An 18,719-nucleotide genomic window follows, 5' to 3' on the forward strand; every position below is an offset into this window, starting at 1 on the left:
GAGCTTGAAATGACCATTTACGGCACACTCATAGTATTGATGTACGCCTTGGCTCCATTCGTCTGGTGGTTAATGGCTGGGATTACCTTTTTGATTGCTCTTCACATTATTGCCTATCTTCGAGGCTACCAACTGACCCAGTACCGTTGTTATCCAGCTCTCGTGATTGCGGCTCTCATCGGGCTTTCTTCGCTGCTATGGATTCCATGGCTCACACATTCGCAGCTGTCGTATATCGCCACCGTCTTCGACTGGGTAGCCTTGATCGGCGCTATGGTCGGCGTTTTCGTGCTGGCGTTTCTGGCACTTCATCCGCTTAGCTATCTTGTGCGCGAGCGCGGGTAGTGCCGCCCCCTTCGATTACCATACTGACACGCTTTCTGGAGCAGCTATAGTGAAGTGGCTATAGTTTCCCGGACACACAGGCCGAAGCGTCAGTCCAACCGACTAGATGGGCAGAGTCCCCTGCGACTTGAGAGTTTGAATGGCAAAGTTGCTGCGAATATCGCGCACCCCTGGAATCTTTAGCAGCACGCCCGTTAAAAAACGCTCGTAGTGCTTGAGATCCGGCGCCACCACTTGCAGTAGAAAATCCGCCTCGCCAGAGACCAGATGTACCGAAACCACCTCGGGAAGTGACACGATCGCTTCTTTGAAGGCGTCCGCCGACGCCTCTTGGTGCCGCTCCACCTTGACGTTGACAAACACTGTTAACCCTAGCCCGACGGCTTCGCGATCAAGGCATGCCTGATAACCGCGCACCACACCCTCGGCTTCCAGCTGCTTGACCCGGCGCAAGCAGGGCGACGGAGATAGCCCGACCCGTTCAGCTAAGGCCGCATTGCTCAAGCGTCCCTCCACTTGCAACAGCTGAAGGATATGGCGATCGTAACGGTCAAAGACAGCTAACGACATATTATGTCCTTTATATTCTTAAAAGTGGCAGGATATGCTTGTATATAGGCAAATGTTTCAGTAGAACGCAACTTACTCCCCGCAATTCTGGCGTACTCTGTAGCCAACTCATCCTCACCGGACAGGCTGCTCATCATGCTGGAACTGGCGCCCTTTATGCTTGCTCTTATCGTGGTCTACGTGCTGCCCGGCCCCGATATGCTGCTATTGATGGAGACTACTGCGCAGCGCGGACGTCTGGAGGGTATCGGTGTGCTAGGCGGTCTCGCCGCTGCGCGTAGTGGGCATGTGCTGTTGGCCGCGCTGGGAATGACGGCGCTTTTGACGGCGTCACCGCAGCTGTTACTGGCTGTGAAGGTGGTCGGCGGGACCTACCTGATAGCGCTAGGCGTTCAGCTGTGGCGAAGCACGCGGAGAAACATACCGGCAGCTGTACAGACTGGGACAGTGACACCAGCCGCCATGCTAAGCGTATGGCACTGGACGCGACGGGGATTTCTGACTAATTTTCTCAACCCGAAATCGCTTGTGTTCTGCTCGGTGCTACTGCCGCAGTTTCTTAACCCGACCATGCCGATAGCGTCACAGTTTGTCCTCTTAGGGGCTCTGCTGGTCGGGATCGGCGTAGCGTTTGATCTGCTTTACGTCACACTCGGTGCAACGCTGGGCCGTGCCTGCGACGCCTCACCGCGCTTGGCCCTGCTACGCAACGGAATCTTCTCCGCGCTGCTGATGGCGCTAGGCGCCAATGTCATGCTGAGCTAGGCAAGCATTAGGATGGGCTCCTCTCCTTATCAAAAAGCGCGTAATACCTCTTCCTGAGTCGCGTAGCGCGAAGGAAGGGGATACAAGCGCGGCATCCGAGAGGACGCCTTGTGTTCTTACACAAATGATACTAGGCCGTAAGTCATGAAAGCCGAACGCGCCTACAAGTACCGCTTCTACCCGACGCCCGAGCAGGAAATCCTGCTGGCGTGGACGTTTGGGTGCGTGCGGTTTGTCTGGAACGCGGTGCTGCGCTATCGCACCGATGCGTTCTATCAACGTCAGGAAAAGATCGGTTACAACGACGCCAGCGCTTTCCTGACCCAGCTGAAAAAGCAGCCTGACACCGCGTTCCTGGCCGAGGTCAGTTCGGTGCCCTTGCAGCAATGCCTGCGCCATCAACAATCGGCCTTCAAGCACTTCTTTGCCAAGCGCGCACGATACCCGCGATTCAAGTCAAAGAAGCAGCGGCAGTCTGCCACCTTTGCCAGTTCGGCGTTTGCGTATCGCAACGGCCAGGTCACGCTGGCCAAGTGCCAGGAACCCCTCAGCATCCGCTGGAGCCGCGTGCTTCCGTCAGCCCCCAGCACCGTTACCGTGTCCCAAGACCGCGCCGGTCGCTATTTCATTAGCTGCCTGTGCAAGGTCGAAACCCTATCGCTCGGCGTGGTGCCGAAGATGGTGGGGATTGATCTTGGCTTGAAAGACCTATTTGTCACCAGTGACGGCAAACGGGTCAACAACCCCCGCCATACGGCGCGTCATGCGCGTAAGCTGGCGCGGGCACAGCGCCAGCTATCACGGAAGCAAAAAGGCTCCAACAACCGCGCCAAGGCGCGGCGTACGGTGGCTCGGCGCCACGCGAAAATCGCCGATGCCCGGCTTGACCACCTACACAAACTCACCCGGCAGATCGTCAACGAGAACCAAGTGATCTGTGCTGAAAGCCTCGCGGTGAAGAACATGGTCAAGAACCGGCATCTGGCGAAAGCCATCAGCGATGTGGGCTGGGGGGAGCTGGTGCGCCAGCTCGACTACAAAGCAGAATGGGCGGGGTGTCAGTTCGTCCAGATCGACCGCTGGTATCCTAGCTCGAAACGCTGTCATGGCTGCGGGTTTGTACTGGAATCCCTGTCGCTCGATGTTCGCATCTGGGACTGCCCCGGCTGCGGCACCCAAGGCATCGACCGCGATGTGAATGCAGCCCGTAACATTCTACAAGCCGGCACCGCGCTGTTAGCCGGTGCTGAGAGTTGAAGCACTACCGAGGGGCACTCGGAAATGTACGCCTGTGGAGTTTGTGTAAGACCGGCAATGCCAAGGCATTGAGGCGACGGACAGCGAAGCAGGAACCAGGAAGGCGACGACCTGGGAATCCCCTTCCGCAAGCGCGTCAGCGCTGAAGGTGGGGGAGGATGTCAAATAAACCCACCCTATTTCAGCCATAGCTGTGATTAACTTCCCTATTATAGCCTTATGGTCTATCTTTATAGCATAATTTTGAAAAACATAAGCAACGGCCACCCAACTCAAGACGTCCTGTGCTGATTAGGGAAGTCGTTACAAAACCAGTGACGCGCATGGCATAACCATTCCAGAAGCCTGGTACATGATGGTCTTTTAGAGGGCGGTCAGTTTCATCTCTTTTTTACCCCGTTTCCATTCTCAGGAGGCCCATATGCAAACGTTTTCGCTATCTCGCAGCACCGCCGCTGACCAGCCGGATGTTGCCGGTTTTTTCGACCCACGCACCTCTAGTGTGCAGTACATCGTCAGCGATCCGGCCACACGCCAGTGCGCGATTATCGACCCGGTGCTGGATTATGATGAGAAGTCTGGCGCCACCGCCACGCATCATGCAGACGAGCTGCTGGCCTACGTCAAAGCGCAAGGCTTCGAGGTGCAGTGGATTTTGGACACCCACCCGCACGCTGATCACTTCTCTGCTGCACACTACCTGCAAGAGAAAACCGGTGCGCCCACCGCGATCGGCAAATACGTCACTGACGTTCAAGAGCTTTGGAAAGACATCTATCACTGGCCGGATTTCCCCACCGATGGCCGTCAGTGGGATCAGCTGTTTGCTGACGGCGATACGTTCAAGGTAGGTGAGATTGATGCTCGCGTGATGTTTTCGCCGGGACATACGCTGGCATCGATCACCTACGTGATTGGCGATGCGGCGTTTGTTCATGACACGATTTTCCAGCCGGACTTCGGCACCGCCCGGGCCGACTTTCCCGGTGGCAACGCTAAAACGTTGTGGAACTCCATTCAGGCGATTCTTGCGCTACCCGAGGACACACGCCTTTTCACCGGCCACGACTACATGCCCAATGACCGTGAGCCCCAGTGGGAAAGTACGGTGAAGCAGCAAAAGGCGGGGAACCCGCACTTGGCGGGCATGGATGAAGCTGACTTTATCGCTTTGCGCAACGAGCGTGACCGCGAATTGCCGATGCCCAAGCTGATTCTGCATGCGTTGCAGATCAATACCCGCGGCGGTCGCTTGCCGGAACCGGAAGCCAACGGCCGCCGCTACTTGAAAATCCCTCTTGACGCGCTGGAAGGCGCCGCCTGGGATTGATAGGCCTTGGTGCGCCGCCTCGCTGGCGGCGTTTTTACGTTCGCGTGCGCTGTTACTCACAGGAAATGTCCCATGAAAATTCACGAGCTTGAGCCCGGCTTTGCGATTAGTGAAGCAGTAACGCCAAAAGACCTTAACGAGGTTGCCGAACGCGGCTTTAAATCGGTCATTTGTAACCGCCGTCCCGGCGAGGCCGACGACTTTCCAGACGCTCAGGCCTTGCGCGCTAAAGCTGCCAAGCTTGGCATTGAATGGCGCTGCATCCCGGTCTCTCCCGGTGAGTATAGCGATGCCGATATCGCCGCCTTTGGTCAAGCAATGGACCATCTCCCCACGCCGATTTTGGCCTTCTGCCGCAGTGGCAAACGCGCAGTGCACCTTTGGGCACATGCCAAAAGTCAGGCACCTAGCTGCGACATTCCGCGACTACTCGCTTCAGCACGTGCTGCAGGGCATGACATTGAGGAGCACCGCAACAGGTTAGAAAACACAACCGACCGCAGCGTGTGAGACATAACATGCAAATAAGACGCTACTTACCTATTTTACAATGGCTGCCGCATTACGGACGTAAACCACTGGTCAGTGATTTACTCGCAGCGTTGATCGTGACCGTCATGCTGATTCCTCAATCACTGGCCTACGCGATGCTGGCGGGCCTACCCCCGGAAGTGGGTCTTTACGCCAGTATCGCACCGTTAGTCATTTATACCTTGTTTGGCACAAGCCGTACTCTCGCCGTAGGCCCTGTTGCAGTCGTCTCACTTATGACTGCCGCAGCCATTGGCAACATAGCAACGCCGGGTTCTTCCGAGTACATAGCAGCGGCTCTCATATTGGCGCTGTTATCAGGAGCCATACTGGTCTTGATGGGCCTCGCAAGGCTGGGATTTCTGGCCAACTTTCTCAGCCATCCGGTCATTTCTGGATTTATCACCGCATCAGGTCTCATCATTGCCGCCAGCCAGACAAAACACATTCTTGGCATCGAAGGAAGCGGACACACACTGATAGCGTTAGGCCAAAGCATGGCGGCCAATATTAACCAACTTAACTTACCGACTCTGGCAATTGGTGTAAGCGTACTTGCCTTCCTTTATGTCACGCGTCGCTGGTTAAAAAGACTACTTATCTCTCTCGGAACGCCAGCTCGAGCGGCAGACATGCTGACCAAAGCGGCTCCAATACTCGCCGTTGCAATAACAACCTACGCTACTTGGGCATTTGGATTAAATCATCAGGGCGTTGCCGTTGTCGGTGACATCCCTTCTGGCTTTCCGCCACTTACACTACCTGGCGGTGATAGTGGTATTTGGCAAGAACTGTTTCTCGCCGCACTCTTGATCAGTATCGTTGGATTTGTAGAATCCGTGTCTGTAGGACAAACGCTGGCAGCGAAACGTCGCCAACAAATTGATCCAAATCAGGAGCTAATTGGCTTAGGCACTGCTAACATCGCATCATCTTTTACAGGCGGCATGCCCGTCACCGGTGGTTTCTCGCGTTCGGTGGTTAACTTCGAAGCCGGTGCAGAAACGCCTGCTGCGGGTGCCTTTACAGCTGTCGGGATAATGCTGGCTACTCTTTTCTTCACACCTTTCATTGCCTACCTTCCCATCGCTACCTTGGCGGCCACGATTATCATCGCAGTGCTATCCTTAGTGGACTTCGGCACGATCCAGCGTACTTGGCAATACTCGCGTAGCGATTTTAGCGCCATGCTGGCAACGATCATCGTAACGCTTGGCGTTGGCGTTGAGAGTGGCATTATAGCTGGCGTGAGCCTCTCATTAGCGCTTCATCTTTATCGTACTAGCCGTCCGCATAGTGCCGTGGTGGGTCGTGTTCCGGGTAGCGAGCATTTTCGTAATGTGAAACGACACGCCGTGGAAACCGATCCTCACCTTGTGATTCTACGAATAGATGAGAGCCTTTACTTTGCCAATGCCCGCTATCTGGAAAATACCGTTACCGCGATAGCTGCAGGGCAACCGCCTCTTCGGCACGTAGTTATCGCATGCCAGGCCGTTAATGTCATTGATGCCTCAGCTCTGGAAAGCCTAGAAGCCATCAACGCACGCCTTCACGATATGGGTACAACGTTGCACTTGGCCGAAGTAAAGGGACCGGTAATGGATCGACTTAAAAAAACAGCGTTTATCAATGAATTAACAGGACAAATATTTCTAAGTACTTATGATGCCTGGCAGGCCCTGCATACCACGGATGATCACAATACCCAGAAACAGCGTTATGTAACCCAACCTTCGTCATCACCTTGAAACGACATGCTAGGTGTTTGGTCCCGGTTGACATCCTCCCCCACCTTCAGCGCTAGCGCGCTTGTGGAAGGGGATTCCCTGGTCGTTACCTCCCAGGTTCCTGCTTCGCTGTCCGTCGCCTCAATGCCTTGGCATTGCCGGTCTTACACAAACTCCACAGGCGTAACTTCCCGAGTGCCCCTCGGTAGTGCTTCAACTCTCAGCACCGGCTAACAGCGCGGTGCCGGCTTGTAGGATGTTGCGGGCGGCATTGACGTCGCGGTCGATGCCTTGGGTGCCGCAGTCCGGACAGTCCCAGGTGCGAACATTGAGCGGCAGGGATTCGACGACAAACCCGCAGCCATGGCAGCGCTTGCTGCTGGGGTACCAGCGGTCGATCTGGACGAACTGGCGCCCCGCCCATTCCGCCTTGTAGTCGAGCTGGCGCACCAGCTCCCCCCAGCCCACATCGCTGATGGCTTTCGCCAGAGACCGGTTCTTGACCCTGTTTTTCACCGCGAGGCTTTCAGCACAGATCACTTGGTTCTCGTTGATGATCTGCCGGGTGAGTTTATGAAGGTGGTCAAGCCGGGCATCGGCGATTTTCGCGTGGCGCCTGGCCACTTTCCGCTTGGCTTTCGCCCGATTGTTCGAGCCTTTTTGCTTACGGCTCAGTTGCCGTTGCGCCCGCGCCAATTTGCGTGCGTGACGCGCCGGATGGCGGGGGTTATTGACGCGCTTGCCGTCACTGGTCACGAACAGGTCTTTCAGCCCGAGATCGATACCCACCATCTTGGGGGTAATGGACAGTGATTCGGCGTCCACTTTGCACAGGCAGCTAATGAAATAGCGACCGGCGCGGTCTTGGGACACGGTAACGGTGCTGGGGGCTGACGGAAGCACGCGGCTCCAGCGGATGCTGAGGGGGTCCTGGCACTTGGCCAGCGTGATCTGGCCGTTGCGATACGCAAACGCCGAACTGGCAAAGGTGGCGGACTGCCGCTGCTTCTTTGACTTGAAACGCGGGTATCGTGCGTGCTTGGCAAAGAAGTGCTTGAAGGCCGATTGCTGATGGCGCAGGCATTGCTGCAAGGGCACCGAACTGACCTCGGCCAGGAACGCGGTGTCAGGCTGCTTTTTCAGCTGGGTCAGGAAAGCGCTGGCATCGTTGTAGCCGACCTTTTCCTGACGCTGATAGAACGCATCGGTGCGATAGCGCAGCACTGCGTTCCAGACAAACCGCACGCACCCAAACGTCCGCGCCAGCAGGATTTCCTGCTCGGGCGTGGGGTAGAATCGGGATTTGTAGGCGCGTTCGGCTTTCATGGCTTACAGCTTAGTATCATTTGCGTAAGAACACAAGGCGTCCTCTCGGATGCCGCGCTTGTATCCCCTTCCTTCGCGCTACGCGACTCAGGAAGAGGTATTACACGCTTTTAGATAATATACTGCCCAAAGCGAAAGCTGAACGATAGCAGACGCCAGGAAAGCAGCAGCGGAGAAGAGCAGACGAAATTTTGGGATTTTACGGCTTTTGATACTGCTGAGCATTTCCTCCGAGTTGTATTTTCTCTAAGCTCTGCCGGTCGTAGCTAATGTTAGACACAACGCCGGTAGCAAGCACGATATCAAACTTCGCTTGTATTGCTAGCATCCCGCAAACGACGAGGAGAACGATCAGCAGCACATTTTTAAAGACACTCACCCCATCTCGGCGGACCCAAACGGTACCACCGGGAAAGACAAGTGCCTTCCTTCAGTCTTAATGCCGTTCCTTTGGGACAAGGTTCAGAACAGTGCGACTTCTTCGGCAGTAAGCTCGCGCCATTCGCCGGGTTCCAGTGAAGGGTCCAGCACCAAGGGGCCGATTGACTCGCGATGCAGCGCTTCCACGTGGTTGCCCAGAGCTGCAAACATGCGTTTTACCTGATGATAACGGCCTTCAGTGATGGTCAGGCGTGCCTGAGTGGGCGTCAACATTTCAAGGGTAGCCGGGTGCGTGAGCTCTTCTTCACCATCCAGCATTAATCCTTCGCTAACCCGGGCAATGGCCTCTTCCGCCTGCTTTCCTTCCAGGGGTTGCGCCAGACTCGCCAAATACACTTTGCCACAACGCTTTTTGGGGGCACTGACCCGATGCGACCAGTGACCGTCGTCGGTCAATAACAACAGGCCGGTAGTGTCTACATCCAGGCGGCCAACCGATTGCAAGCGTTCCACTTTGGGTAGATCGATCAACTCCACTACTCGTGGGTACAACCCTCGCCGTGCCGTGCATTCCACGCCTTCCGGCTTGTTTATCATCAGATAACGCAGACCGACCAACTCGAGCGACACACCATTCCAAGTGACCTTGTCCTGCTCAAGGTCAAGCTGTAACGCACTTTGCTTGGTCACTTCACCATTGACGGTGACTTCTTCACGTTTGAGCGCTCGCTTGGCCAGGCTGCGGGTCAATTCCGTGGTTTCGCTCAAAAAACGATCCAGACGCATCAGTGCCCTACTCCCGGCAAAAGTTGAAAACGATCGGCATCCTGCCAGGCGGGAAACTTCTCGCGAAATGTATCCAGAGCGTCCTTGTCCAGAGTGCCTGTCTCGATGAAACCAGTGTCGGCTGCGCGGTCAATCATGGTGTCTCCCTTGAAATCGACTAACATCGAGTCGCCGGCATAATGCATGCTCTTGGCATCCTCACCCACACGATTGACCCCAATCACATAGCACAGATTTTCCACCGCTCGGGCTTGTAGCAAGGTGCGCCATGGCTGACGCCGGGGAGCCGGCCAATTGGCGACACACAAGAGGGCATCATATTCAAACGCCTCATCGGCAGTGGGCTGCTGACGTAGCCATACCGGAAAGCGCAGGTCGTAACAGACGCTCAGCAAGAGCTTCATGCCCTTGAGTTCCACCACGCAACGCTCCTTGCCCATGCCATAGCGTTCATGTTCACCGGCCATACGAAATAGATGACGCTTATCGTAATGCACGATGTCACCGTCCGGTGTGGCCCAGATCATCCGGTTGTAGTATTCGCCATTATCCTTGATCGCCACACTGCCGGTCATCACACAATCACGCTGCTGCGCCTGGTCACTCAGCCACGCCACACTAAGGCTTTCCTGCATCGGCTGAGCCATCTCACGCGAATTCATGGTGAAACCGGTTGCAAACATTTCCGGCAACACAATCAGATCCGTTTCATGCCCATCCAGTTCGCCCAGTAGGGTCTCCAGGTGCTGATGATTAGCCTGTGGATCTTCCCAGCGCAGGTCGCATTGCACAAGGCTGGCTCTCAGCTTACTCATCGATAATGCTCCTTCATCCGCTTTAATAATCTGGGGTTCATTATGTGCTAGATTAGCATTTTTCAACGATGAGGCCGTCATGCTCCGCTCAAACAATGCTGATCCGGAAGCCGCCAAAGGCGTGGGGTTCGGGCTTGCCGCCTATGTCATGTGGGGCTGCTTTCCGCTTTTTTTCGCCTTGTTCGAGGGAGTGCCCGCTTATGAAATATTGATACATCGGATAATCTGGTCATGTCTTTTCCTAGTGGGCTTGATCACCCTGCTTGGACGCTGGGCGCCGGTTAGGCTGGCCTTGGCTGAGCCAAAACGCTTGGGGCGGGTATTGGGCTGCGCACTGCTTATTGCCCTTAACTGGGGATTGTATATTTATGCGGTGGAAACCAAACAGGTGTTGCAGGCCAGTCTGGGCTATTTTCTGACCCCCCTGGTAAATGTAGCGCTGGGCATGCTGGTGTTGCGTGAGTTCATGGCCCGGTTGCAACTGGTCGCCCTGGGGCTGGCGACGCTGGCGATTGCCATTCAATTCTTTCTGCTCGGGGAATTACCCTGGATCAGCCTGGCACTGGCGCTGTCCTTTGGCACTTACGGGCTGCTCAGAAAACAGATACCGCTGGACGGACTTTCCGGGTTGTTCGTGGAAACTCTCTTGCTGCTTCCGCTGGGCCTGTTGGCACTGAGCTGGCTCAGTCTGCAGGAGCTTTCGCACTTTGCCGATGAGCAATTCACCACCTTGCTGCTGATCGCCAGCGGTGTGATCACCGCCTTGCCCTTGATGGCATTTGCCGGAGCGGCAAGACGCCTGCGCTTGGCCACTTTGGGGTTTCTGATGTACATCAACCCCAGCATTCAGTTTCTGATTGCCCTGTTGGTCTTTCACGAACCTCTCTCGCCCATCCAGCTCACTACCTTTTTGCTGATCTGGACTGGGCTGGCAATGTACTCCTGGTCCGCCTGGCAATCACGCCCGAGCCGGGCGCTGGTCACTGATTAGTTGTGGAGAGCTGGTTTCAAGTTGAGCGATTGAGGCTTGCTCAGGTTGGTAGCCGATACGGAAACCTCCCCAATGCTTGCCATTGACATATATCGGCACCGAAAGATCATGCATGATTTCCCCGGTATCGCGTTTATAGGTCTGCAGCAGCAAGGCGTTTTCATGCGCCCCACAACGGCTGCCGGTAGGGTCATCGAAAATGCGCTTGTTGCGGCAGAACTTCAGATCGTGCGCATAATCACCAGAGGGCGCCCTGCTTACCGCCTGGTTATGGGTGGGGACATAGCCGTTGCGGTCACAGGCAATGGCGTAGCCTACTTTCAGCGTCTTGAGCAGAGGCTCCTGAAGATCGGGTAAATGGCGATCGGTAAAAGAATCGAAGCCGGTCTTGTACTGGGGCGGGCTGGTGCCCGGAATCGGCTCATAGCGTGGTTCAAACAAGCTGGAAACCTGTAGCTCGCTTCTTTTCAAGGCGGTTTCAAACAGTTTACCCAGATGATCGGCGGTGGCCCTCGCGGCATGAAACACTTGCTGATGGCGCCCATCGAGTCGTTGTTGCGCCAGCTCGCTATCCACTCCTTCTGCGGCTTCCATCAAGGCCCTGGCCTGCTGTGCCAACTCATGCATATTACGATTGCCTTCGTCCACGTCGTCTTCCAGTTGACGCAGATTATCGGCTACCGTCTGGCTATGTTGGCGGGTATTGTCCATGGCATCCGCGACACTGGTGATTTCGCGATGCACCTGATCAAAATCTTCGGTGATACTGACCAGGCTACTCCCCACACTCTTGATACCATGCGAACGTTCATTGATACGCGCCATCAAATGCCCCATGGTATCAACCACGCTTTGGCCGCTCTGGTGCATGTCCTTGACCAGTTCATCAACGCTCTGTGTCGCCGTGGAGGTCTTTAGCGCTAGGTTGCGTACCTCGCCCGCCACTACCGCAAAACCACGACCATGTTCCCCCGCCCGTGCCGCTTCGATAGAGGCGTTGAGCGAGAGCAGGTGCGTCTGTTCGGCAATGCCCTCGATCATCGAGGTCACGTTGCGCACCCGCTCTATCTTGTCATTGAGAGAATTGAGCATTTCCAGTGCCTGACCCGAGCGCTCGGCAATCTGCATCATTTCAGTGATGACTTCATCCAGTTCACTGCGATTATGATGACTGGCCTGGCGGGCACTTTCCGCCAAGGAAGCCACTTGGGACGCGCTGGATGAGACCTGCACAATCGCGGTGTTGATCGCCGCCATGCTTGAAGAAGCCTCACGGGCCATGGCTTCCTGATGATCCAGCCGCTGATCCATCTTGTCGGCGTGAAACGACACTTCCGCCGATGCAATCGCGGTACTGCTCGCCCGGCTCATCAACCGATATGCCATGGCCCGTAGTGAACGATAATCCTGCACCGGCCACAGCCACAGTCGGATACGTGCCAACCCATCCTTACTAGCGTAATAGACGTTCACCAATCCATTGAATACACAGAGCCCACCCCCCATTGCCGCCAATACCAAGCCGAGGTAAACCCACCCCCCTCCTTGATAAGCCAACAGCACGGATACGGCAAACAATCCCGTCGAAAACACTAGCGGCAATATACGCATGGGCTGAGCTCTTTTTATTGAAATTGATGTAACGAGACAGTAGCGCTGAAAACGGCACCCACTGTCTCTTCCCCCACCTCCCAGCTTAACGTGTTAAACGACTGAACGGACTAGCACTTTCGAGGGGTGCCGATGTCTCAGCCAATCGATGCAAGTGCTTGATCGATATCGGCTAGAATATCCTCGATATGCTCTATACCTATCGACAGCCGAACCATGTCCGCCGACACGCCTGCAGCCTTGAGCTCATCCGCATCGAGTTGACGGTGTGTTGTGGAAGCAGGAATCGAGGAGCAACTCTTGGCATCGCCGATGTTGACCAGACGCAGTATCAAACTCAAGGCATCATAGAAACGCTCACCGGCCTGTTGCCCGCCTTCAATGCCGAAACTAAGAATCCCAGAGGCATTGCCACCCATGTATTTCTGCGCCAAAGCGAAATCCTTATGGCTTTCGAGACCGGCATATTGCACCCAGGTAACCCGAGGATGCTGCTCCAGAAAGTTGGCGACTTTATGGGTGTTTTCACAAATACGCTCGATACGTAACGCCAGTGTTTCCAGGCCCTGCAGAAGGTTCCAAGCCGCCTGCGCAGAGAGTGCCGCACCCATGTTGCGAAGTGGCACCACTCGCGCACGGGCAATGAACGCCGCCTCGCCGACATCGCGGGTATAACTTACTCCGTGATAGGACACATCCGGCTCGGTGAGTAGCGGGAAACGCGTTGCGTGCTCAGCCCAGGGGAATTTTCCGGAATCCACGATGACGCCACCCACGGTCGTGCCGTGGCCGCCAATGTATTTGGTGGCCGAGTGCACCACGATATCCGCACCGTGCTCGATTGGCCGCCACAGAAACGGCGTGGCGGTGGTGTTATCCACGATCACCGGAACACCATGGCGATGGGCCAATTCGGCAAGACGCTCGATATCGACGATACCACCCGAGGGATTTCCCACGCTTTCGCAATACACCGCCTTGGTGCGCTCATCGATAAGCGCTTCGATACCGGCAAAATCGTCTTTATCGGCGAAACGCACCTGAATGCCCTGGCGCGGCAAGGTATGCGCAAACAGATTATAGGTGCCGCCGTACAGCTCGCTGATCGAGACGATGTTGTCGCCGGCTTCGGCAATGGTCTGGATAGCGTAAGTGATCGCCGCCATTCCCGAGGCTACCGCCAAGCCGGCGATGCCACCTTCCAGGGCGGCAATACGCTGTTCTAGCACGGCGCAGGTGGGGTTCATGATGCGCGAATAGATATTGCCTTCGACCTTGAGATCGAAAAGATCAGCGGCATGTTGGGCGTTATCAAACGAAAAAGATGTCGTCTGATGAATAGGCACTGCCACGGCATGTTGATTATCAGGGACATAACCATGATGTAGAGCAATGGTTTCAGGTTTCATCGTGTATCCTTATGGCGATGTGATGGGGATGAAAGCGCATCCGCGTCTTCATTTGGTGCAATTGCATCTGATGCTAACCAAGGCTCACCCTGGAAGCCAATATCGTTTAGTCTGACTACTTTATCGTTCACCCTTTTTATCGTTCACCCTTCCTAGCGCCATTAGAGGCTCATGTTCAAACGCTACTTTCCCATACTCAGCTGGTTGCCTCACTATCATGGTCGTTTGCTTGGTGCCGACCTTCTGGCGGGCGTGATAGTGACCATCATGGTGATTCCCCAGTCATTGGCCTATGCCCTGTTGGCGGGGTTGCCCGCCGTGGTAGGGCTTTATGCCAGTATCCTGCCGCAATTGTTGTACTGCGTGTTCGGTACCAGCCGTACCCTGGCCGTGGGCCCGGTGGCTATCATCGCCTTGATGACCGGCGCGGCGCTTTCGGGCGTCACCACACCGGGAACGCCCGATTACCTGCAAGCGGCATTGATCCTGTCACTACTTTCCGGCGTCATGCTGATAGCCATGGGGCTTTTGCGCCTGGGGTTTTTCAGCAACTTTCTGAGCCATCCGGTGATTTCCGGCTTTCTCACGGCTTCAGGTATTCTTATTGCCACCAGCCAGCTGGGCAACCTGCTGGGCATCGAAAGTAGCGGTTTCACGCTCGTTGAACGCCTGATCAGTCTCGTTCCCAACTTGCCGAGCCTGCATTGGCCGACGCTGGGAATTGGCTTCGGCACCCTCCTGTTTCTGGTGCTCATGCGCCGTCAAGGTAAGAAAACCCTGATGCGGCTGGGGCTTCGCAGCATGTTGGCCGACTTGATAGCCAAGGCCGGGCCGGTATTTGCCGTGGTTATCACTACTTTGCTGACCTGGCATTTAGGACTCGCCGAGCATGGCGTCGCGGTAGTGGGCAGTATTCCCCAAGGGCTTCCGGCTCTTAGCCTGCCCTGGGATGCCGATACCTCCTTATGGCGCGCCCTGTTGATTCCCGCCCTGCTGATAAGCCTGGTCGGGTTCGTGGAGTCGGTATCCATGGGGCAAATGCTGGCTGCCAAGCATCGCCAGCGAATTTCTCCCAACCAGGAATTGATCGGCCTGGGGGGAGCGAATCTGGCGGCGGGTCTTTCCAGCGGCATGCCGGTTACCGGGGGTCTCTCGCGCACCGTGATCAATTACGATGCCGGTGCAAAGACACCCGCCGCAGGCGCCTTTGCCGCATTAGGCATCGCGGTTGTGACCTTGTCGATGACCTCGCTGCTGTATTACCTCCCGATTGCGACCTTGGCAGCCACGATTACCGTTTCCATTCTGACGCTGGTGGATATTCCCATGCTGCGCCAGACGTGGCGTTATTCGCGTACCGATTTCTCCTCCATGGCGGTAACCATTGCTTTTACGCTGGTGGAAGGCGTCGAGATGGGCATCATTGCCGGGGTCATCCTCTCGATCGGGCTATTTCTATATCGTACCAGCCGCCCCCACAGCGCCCTGGTGGGTCGAGTGCCGGATACCGAGCATTTTCGTAATGTGGTGCGCCATGAAGTGGAGACCGCTTCTCATCTAGCGCTTTTACGTATCGATGAAAGCCTGTATTTCGCCAATGCCCGCTACCTTGAAGACACCTTATACAATCTGATTGCCACTCGCCCGGAACTGGAGCATGTGGTGCTGATCTGCTCAGCGGTCAACCTGATTGACGCCTCCGCTCTGGAAAGTCTCGATGCAATCAATGCACATCTCAAGGACTCCGGCGTTACCCTGCATCTGGCGGAGATCAAAGGTCCCGTCATGGATCAGCTCAAACGCAGTGATTTTCTGGATGAATTGACCGGGCGGGTATTTCTAAGCACTTATGCCGCCTGGAGAGAGCTTGGGGAATATAGCCATAGTCACCCCCTTTCCAGTTAAGGAGTTGCCCATGTCAACCCAATGGGTGGACTATCAGGAAGGTGAACTCGCCATTGAAGGCGAATGGACGCTTGCCCATTACTCACAGTTGAAAGCCGCCATTGCGAGCCTGCCGGCCCAGGCTGGGCAGGTGCATGAGGTCAACCTGGAAAATCTGCGGGCCATCGATACCGCCGGCGCCGCCTTGCTGGTCGAGTTACTGGGAGCCGAACGAGTCGGTGACGTTCATGCATGGGCACCGTCGCTTTCGGCAGAGCGCCAGGCCTTGTTGGCCCGGGTGGCCCAGGCCATGAGCATGTCCCTGGCGCCCAAACCAGTGTCCGAGTCTTGGTGGCACGCCATGCTGGCGATGCTCGGCCAGCAAGTCGAAGCCTTGTGGCACCAGCAGCTTCAATTGATGGGGTTTACCGGCCTGGTAGTCGCCACCTTCGCGCGGATCTTGTGGCATCCTCGCCGCTGGCGGATTACCGCCATCGTTGCGCATATTCAGCAAAGCGGCTTCAACGCCGTGCCCATCGTGGCGTTGTTGACGTTCATGGTGGGCGCCGTGGTGGCCTTTCTCGGCGCGACAGTGCTTCGCAATTTCGGCGCCACTATTTATACCATTGACCTGGTGGCATTTTCCTTTCTGCGCGAATTCGGCGTCCTCTTGGCGGCGATCTTGCTCGCCGGGCGCACCGCCAGTGCTTTCACTGCGCAACTCGGGTCAATGAAAGCCAACGAAGAAATCGACGCCCTGCGGACCCAGGGCCTCGATCCCATTGAGCTGCTGGTACTGCCTCGCGTCATGGCGATGCTGATCACCTTGCCCTTGTTGACCTTTGTGGGGATGCTCAGCGGTCTGGCGGGCGGCGCGATGGTGGCCTCCTTGTCCCTGGATATTGCGTTATCCCAGTTTATCGGCACCCTGGAGCGTGATATTGCAGTCACGCATTTTTTGCTTGGACTCAGCAAGGCTCCGGTGTTTGCCTTTGTGATTGCGTTGATCGGTTGCCTGGAAGGGTTCAAGGTCAAGGGTAGCGCTCAGTCCGTGGGAGAACACACCACCTCAAGTGTCGTGCAGTCGATTTTCATGGTGATTCTTCTGGATGCGCTTGCCGCGTTATTTTTCATGGAAATGGGTTGGTGATGAGCGACAGGCAAACGAAGCATAAAACAGCGGATCAAGAGCCGGTGATAAGCGTCAGGGGACTGGTCAATCGCTTCGGCGACAATGTGGTTCACGACAACCTCAACCTGGATGTGCTGCCGGGAGAGATCCTGGGCATCGTCGGCGGCTCCGGCTCGGGCAAGTCCGTGTTGTTGCGCAGCATCGTGGGACTCAAGCGCCCGGATGAAGGCCGCGTGGAAGTGTTTGGCCAGGCTCTGGATTCACTGGATAGCCAGCAACGCAGCCAGATGGAGCGGCGCTTCGGCGTGCTCTTTCAGCGCGGCGCTTTATTCAGTTCATTGAACTTGCAGGAAAATATTGCCCTTCCCTTGATTGAGCATGCGCGACTTTCCCGCTCGGATGCCGAGTACCTGGCACGCGTCAAGCTTTCCCTGGTGGGTTTGCCGGCCAGCGCCGCCCTGCAGTCTCCCGAGTCGCTTTCGGGGGGCATGGTCAAGCGTGCCGCCTTGGCGCGAGCGCTGGCACTCGACCCGGATGTACTGTTTCTCGATGAACCGACTGCCGGGCTGGACCCTATCAGTGCGGCGGCCTTCGATGAGCTATTGGTCACCCTGCGCGACGCCCTGCGCTTCAGTGTATTTCTGGTCACCCATGACCTGGATACACTCTATTCAAGCTGCGACCGGGTGGCGGTGATTTCGCAAAAGCGCGTGCTGGCAGCCGGCACCCTGGATGAGATAGCCGCCACCCAGGACGACTGGGTTCAGGCGTATTTTCATGGCCCTCGGGGTCGGGCCGCCCAGCAAGCCGCCAGCACTCACCACCTTCAGGAGTAGCCAGCCCATGGAAACCCGTGCGCATCATGTATTGATCGGATTCTTTACCCTGGCACTGGCGGGTGGCGCCTTGTTGTTTGCGCTCTGGATCAACCAGGCCGGCAGGCAACAGCAATACCATGCGTACCGGGTCTTGTTCGAGCAAAGCGTGGGCGGCTTATCTACCGACAGCCAGGTCCAATACAATGGCATAGAAGTGGGTAACGTCACGGAATTGAAGCTCAACCCCGACGACCCACGTCAGGTATTGGCCGATATTCGCGTCTACCAGGACACCCCTATCAAGGTAGATACGCGGGCACGCCTGGCGTTGGCCAGTGTGGCCGGCAATATGCGCATTCAGCTGTATGGTGGCCACCCGGAGAGCCCCTTGTTGCACCGTGAAGCAGACACTCATCCGCCGTTGATTCGCGCCGATCCCTCGCCCATCGCGGCTCTCTTCGATGAGGGCGGCGAAGCGCTTGGAAACATCAATGAAATCCTGAGCAACATCAACCAACTGTTTACCGACGATAATGCCCAACGCGCCGAGGAAATAGTGGCTAACGTGGCTCAGATAACGCAAATCATCGCTTCCCAGCAAGAAGCGTTGGATACAAATATGGCGCTGTTTGGGGAGCTGACTCGAGAAGCGACCCAGACCCTGGCCGATATCAGCAAGCTTAGCCAGGCAACGACCCAGTTACTCGAGGACGATGGAGAACAAATGCTTCAAAGCGCCACGGATGCCAGCAACAACGTGGCGCAAGCCGCACAGCGCATCGAGCAGTTGGTCGAAAATAACGCCCAAGCCATCGAAATCGGATTGCAAGGCAGTCAAGACATAGCCCCCGCCCTGGATCAATTGCGCGAGACCCTTACCAACCTCAACCGACTTACGCGGCGTCTGAATGAAAACCCCACTGATTTTCTACTCGGGCGCGATCGCGTAGAGGAGTTCAGCCCTTGAATAAATCAAGCTTCTTGCTCCGCCTACCGAAGCCGCTACTTAGGTCTTCACTACTGGCCTGTATCACGGCA

At 56.1% G+C, this 18,719-nt stretch carries 17 protein-coding genes; 11 read left to right on the forward strand and 6 right to left on the reverse strand.

Features of this window, described 5'->3' with window-relative positions:
- Positions 1-9: 9 nt before the first annotated feature.
- Positions 10-345 carry a hypothetical protein gene (locus tag DU506_RS03060; protein ID WP_114485487.1) on the forward strand — a complete coding sequence of 112 codons (336 nt, stop codon included), beginning with the start codon at positions 10-12 and terminating at the stop codon, positions 343-345.
- 102 nt (positions 346-447) lie between these two features.
- On the opposite strand, the gene DU506_RS03065 is transcribed toward DU506_RS03060, so the two are convergent.
- On the reverse strand, positions 448-915 hold the full coding sequence (locus tag DU506_RS03065; protein WP_114485488.1) for an Lrp/AsnC family transcriptional regulator: 468 nt from the start codon (positions 913-915) through the stop codon (positions 448-450).
- Between the two features lie 135 nt (positions 916-1,050).
- On the opposite strand from DU506_RS03065, the gene DU506_RS03070 reads away from it, so the two are divergent.
- The 5 genes from DU506_RS03070 (at position 1,051) to DU506_RS03090 (ending at position 6,549) form a co-directional block, all read left to right on the forward strand.
- Positions 1,051-1,680 (forward strand): LysE family translocator, encoded by a 630-nt coding sequence (locus tag DU506_RS03070; RefSeq protein ID WP_114485489.1) that lies wholly within the window; start codon positions 1,051-1,053, stop codon positions 1,678-1,680.
- A 144-nt stretch (positions 1,681-1,824) separates the two neighbouring features.
- On the forward strand, positions 1,825-2,937 hold the full coding sequence (locus DU506_RS03075; protein ID WP_114485490.1) for an RNA-guided endonuclease InsQ/TnpB family protein: 1,113 nt from the start codon (positions 1,825-1,827) through the stop codon (positions 2,935-2,937).
- A gap of 421 nt (positions 2,938-3,358) precedes the next feature.
- Complete coding sequence (locus DU506_RS03080; RefSeq protein WP_114485491.1) at positions 3,359-4,267, forward strand: MBL fold metallo-hydrolase; 909 nt, start codon at positions 3,359-3,361, stop codon at positions 4,265-4,267.
- Positions 4,268-4,339: 72 nt separating this feature from the next.
- Positions 4,340-4,777, forward strand: a complete 438-nt coding sequence (locus tag DU506_RS03085) for a protein tyrosine phosphatase family protein (protein WP_114485492.1) — start codon at positions 4,340-4,342, stop codon at positions 4,775-4,777.
- A gap of 8 nt (positions 4,778-4,785) precedes the next feature.
- The gene (locus DU506_RS03090) at positions 4,786-6,549 is read left to right on the forward strand and encodes a SulP family inorganic anion transporter (protein ID WP_114485493.1); all 1,764 of its coding nucleotides are present in this window, start codon (positions 4,786-4,788) and stop codon (positions 6,547-6,549) included.
- A 192-nt stretch (positions 6,550-6,741) separates the two neighbouring features.
- Here the strand turns inward: DU506_RS03090 and DU506_RS03095 are convergent, their stop codons facing one another.
- From DU506_RS03095 to DU506_RS03110, 3 genes are all read right to left on the reverse strand, one after another.
- Positions 6,742-7,854 (reverse strand): RNA-guided endonuclease InsQ/TnpB family protein, encoded by a 1,113-nt coding sequence (locus DU506_RS03095; protein ID WP_114485494.1) that lies wholly within the window; start codon positions 7,852-7,854, stop codon positions 6,742-6,744.
- Between the two features lie 462 nt (positions 7,855-8,316).
- Positions 8,317-9,021 (reverse strand): pseudouridine synthase, encoded by a 705-nt coding sequence (locus tag DU506_RS03105; protein WP_114485496.1) that lies wholly within the window; start codon positions 9,019-9,021, stop codon positions 8,317-8,319.
- The gene (locus DU506_RS03110; protein WP_114485497.1) at positions 9,021-9,836 is read right to left on the reverse strand and encodes an amidohydrolase; all 816 of its coding nucleotides are present in this window, start codon (positions 9,834-9,836) and stop codon (positions 9,021-9,023) included. Before DU506_RS03110 ends, DU506_RS03105 begins: the two co-directional genes overlap by 1 nt.
- A gap of 79 nt (positions 9,837-9,915) precedes the next feature.
- Between DU506_RS03110 and rarD the strand changes: the two genes are divergently transcribed.
- Entirely contained in the window at positions 9,916-10,827 is a 912-nt protein-coding gene (gene rarD / locus DU506_RS03115) for an EamA family transporter RarD (RefSeq protein ID WP_114485498.1), read from the forward strand.
- On the opposite strand, the gene DU506_RS03120 is transcribed toward rarD, so the two are convergent.
- Positions 10,795-12,438 carry a methyl-accepting chemotaxis protein gene (locus DU506_RS03120; protein ID WP_114485499.1) on the reverse strand — a complete coding sequence of 548 codons (1,644 nt, stop codon included), beginning with the start codon at positions 12,436-12,438 and terminating at the stop codon, positions 10,795-10,797. The two genes, rarD and DU506_RS03120, sit on opposite strands and share 33 nt — an antisense overlap.
- 137 nt (positions 12,439-12,575) lie before the next feature.
- On the reverse strand, positions 12,576-13,847 hold the full coding sequence (locus DU506_RS03125) for an O-acetylhomoserine aminocarboxypropyltransferase/cysteine synthase family protein (RefSeq protein ID WP_114485500.1): 1,272 nt from the start codon (positions 13,845-13,847) through the stop codon (positions 12,576-12,578).
- 171 nt (positions 13,848-14,018) lie between these two features.
- On the opposite strand from DU506_RS03125, the gene DU506_RS03130 reads away from it, so the two are divergent.
- Genes DU506_RS03130 through DU506_RS03145 form a run of 4 tightly spaced genes read left to right on the forward strand, consistent with a single transcriptional unit; the run spans position 14,019 to position 18,648 of the window.
- Positions 14,019-15,752: a SulP family inorganic anion transporter gene (locus DU506_RS03130; protein WP_114485501.1), complete on the forward strand. Its 1,734-nt coding sequence runs from the start codon at positions 14,019-14,021 to the stop codon at positions 15,750-15,752.
- Positions 15,753-15,762: 10 nt separating this feature from the next.
- Positions 15,763-16,881 carry an ABC transporter permease gene (locus DU506_RS03135; RefSeq protein ID WP_114485502.1) on the forward strand — a complete coding sequence of 373 codons (1,119 nt, stop codon included), beginning with the start codon at positions 15,763-15,765 and terminating at the stop codon, positions 16,879-16,881.
- Entirely contained in the window at positions 16,881-17,699 is an 819-nt protein-coding gene (locus DU506_RS03140; protein ID WP_114485503.1) for an ABC transporter ATP-binding protein, read from the forward strand. Before DU506_RS03135 ends, DU506_RS03140 begins: the two co-directional genes overlap by 1 nt.
- Positions 17,700-17,706: 7 nt before the next feature.
- Complete coding sequence (locus DU506_RS03145; protein ID WP_114485504.1) at positions 17,707-18,648, forward strand: MlaD family protein; 942 nt, start codon at positions 17,707-17,709, stop codon at positions 18,646-18,648.
- Positions 18,649-18,719 lie beyond the last annotated feature (71 nt).

This window comes from Vreelandella rituensis (assembly GCF_003336665.1).
Classification (GTDB): domain Bacteria; phylum Pseudomonadota; class Gammaproteobacteria; order Pseudomonadales; family Halomonadaceae; genus Vreelandella; species Vreelandella rituensis.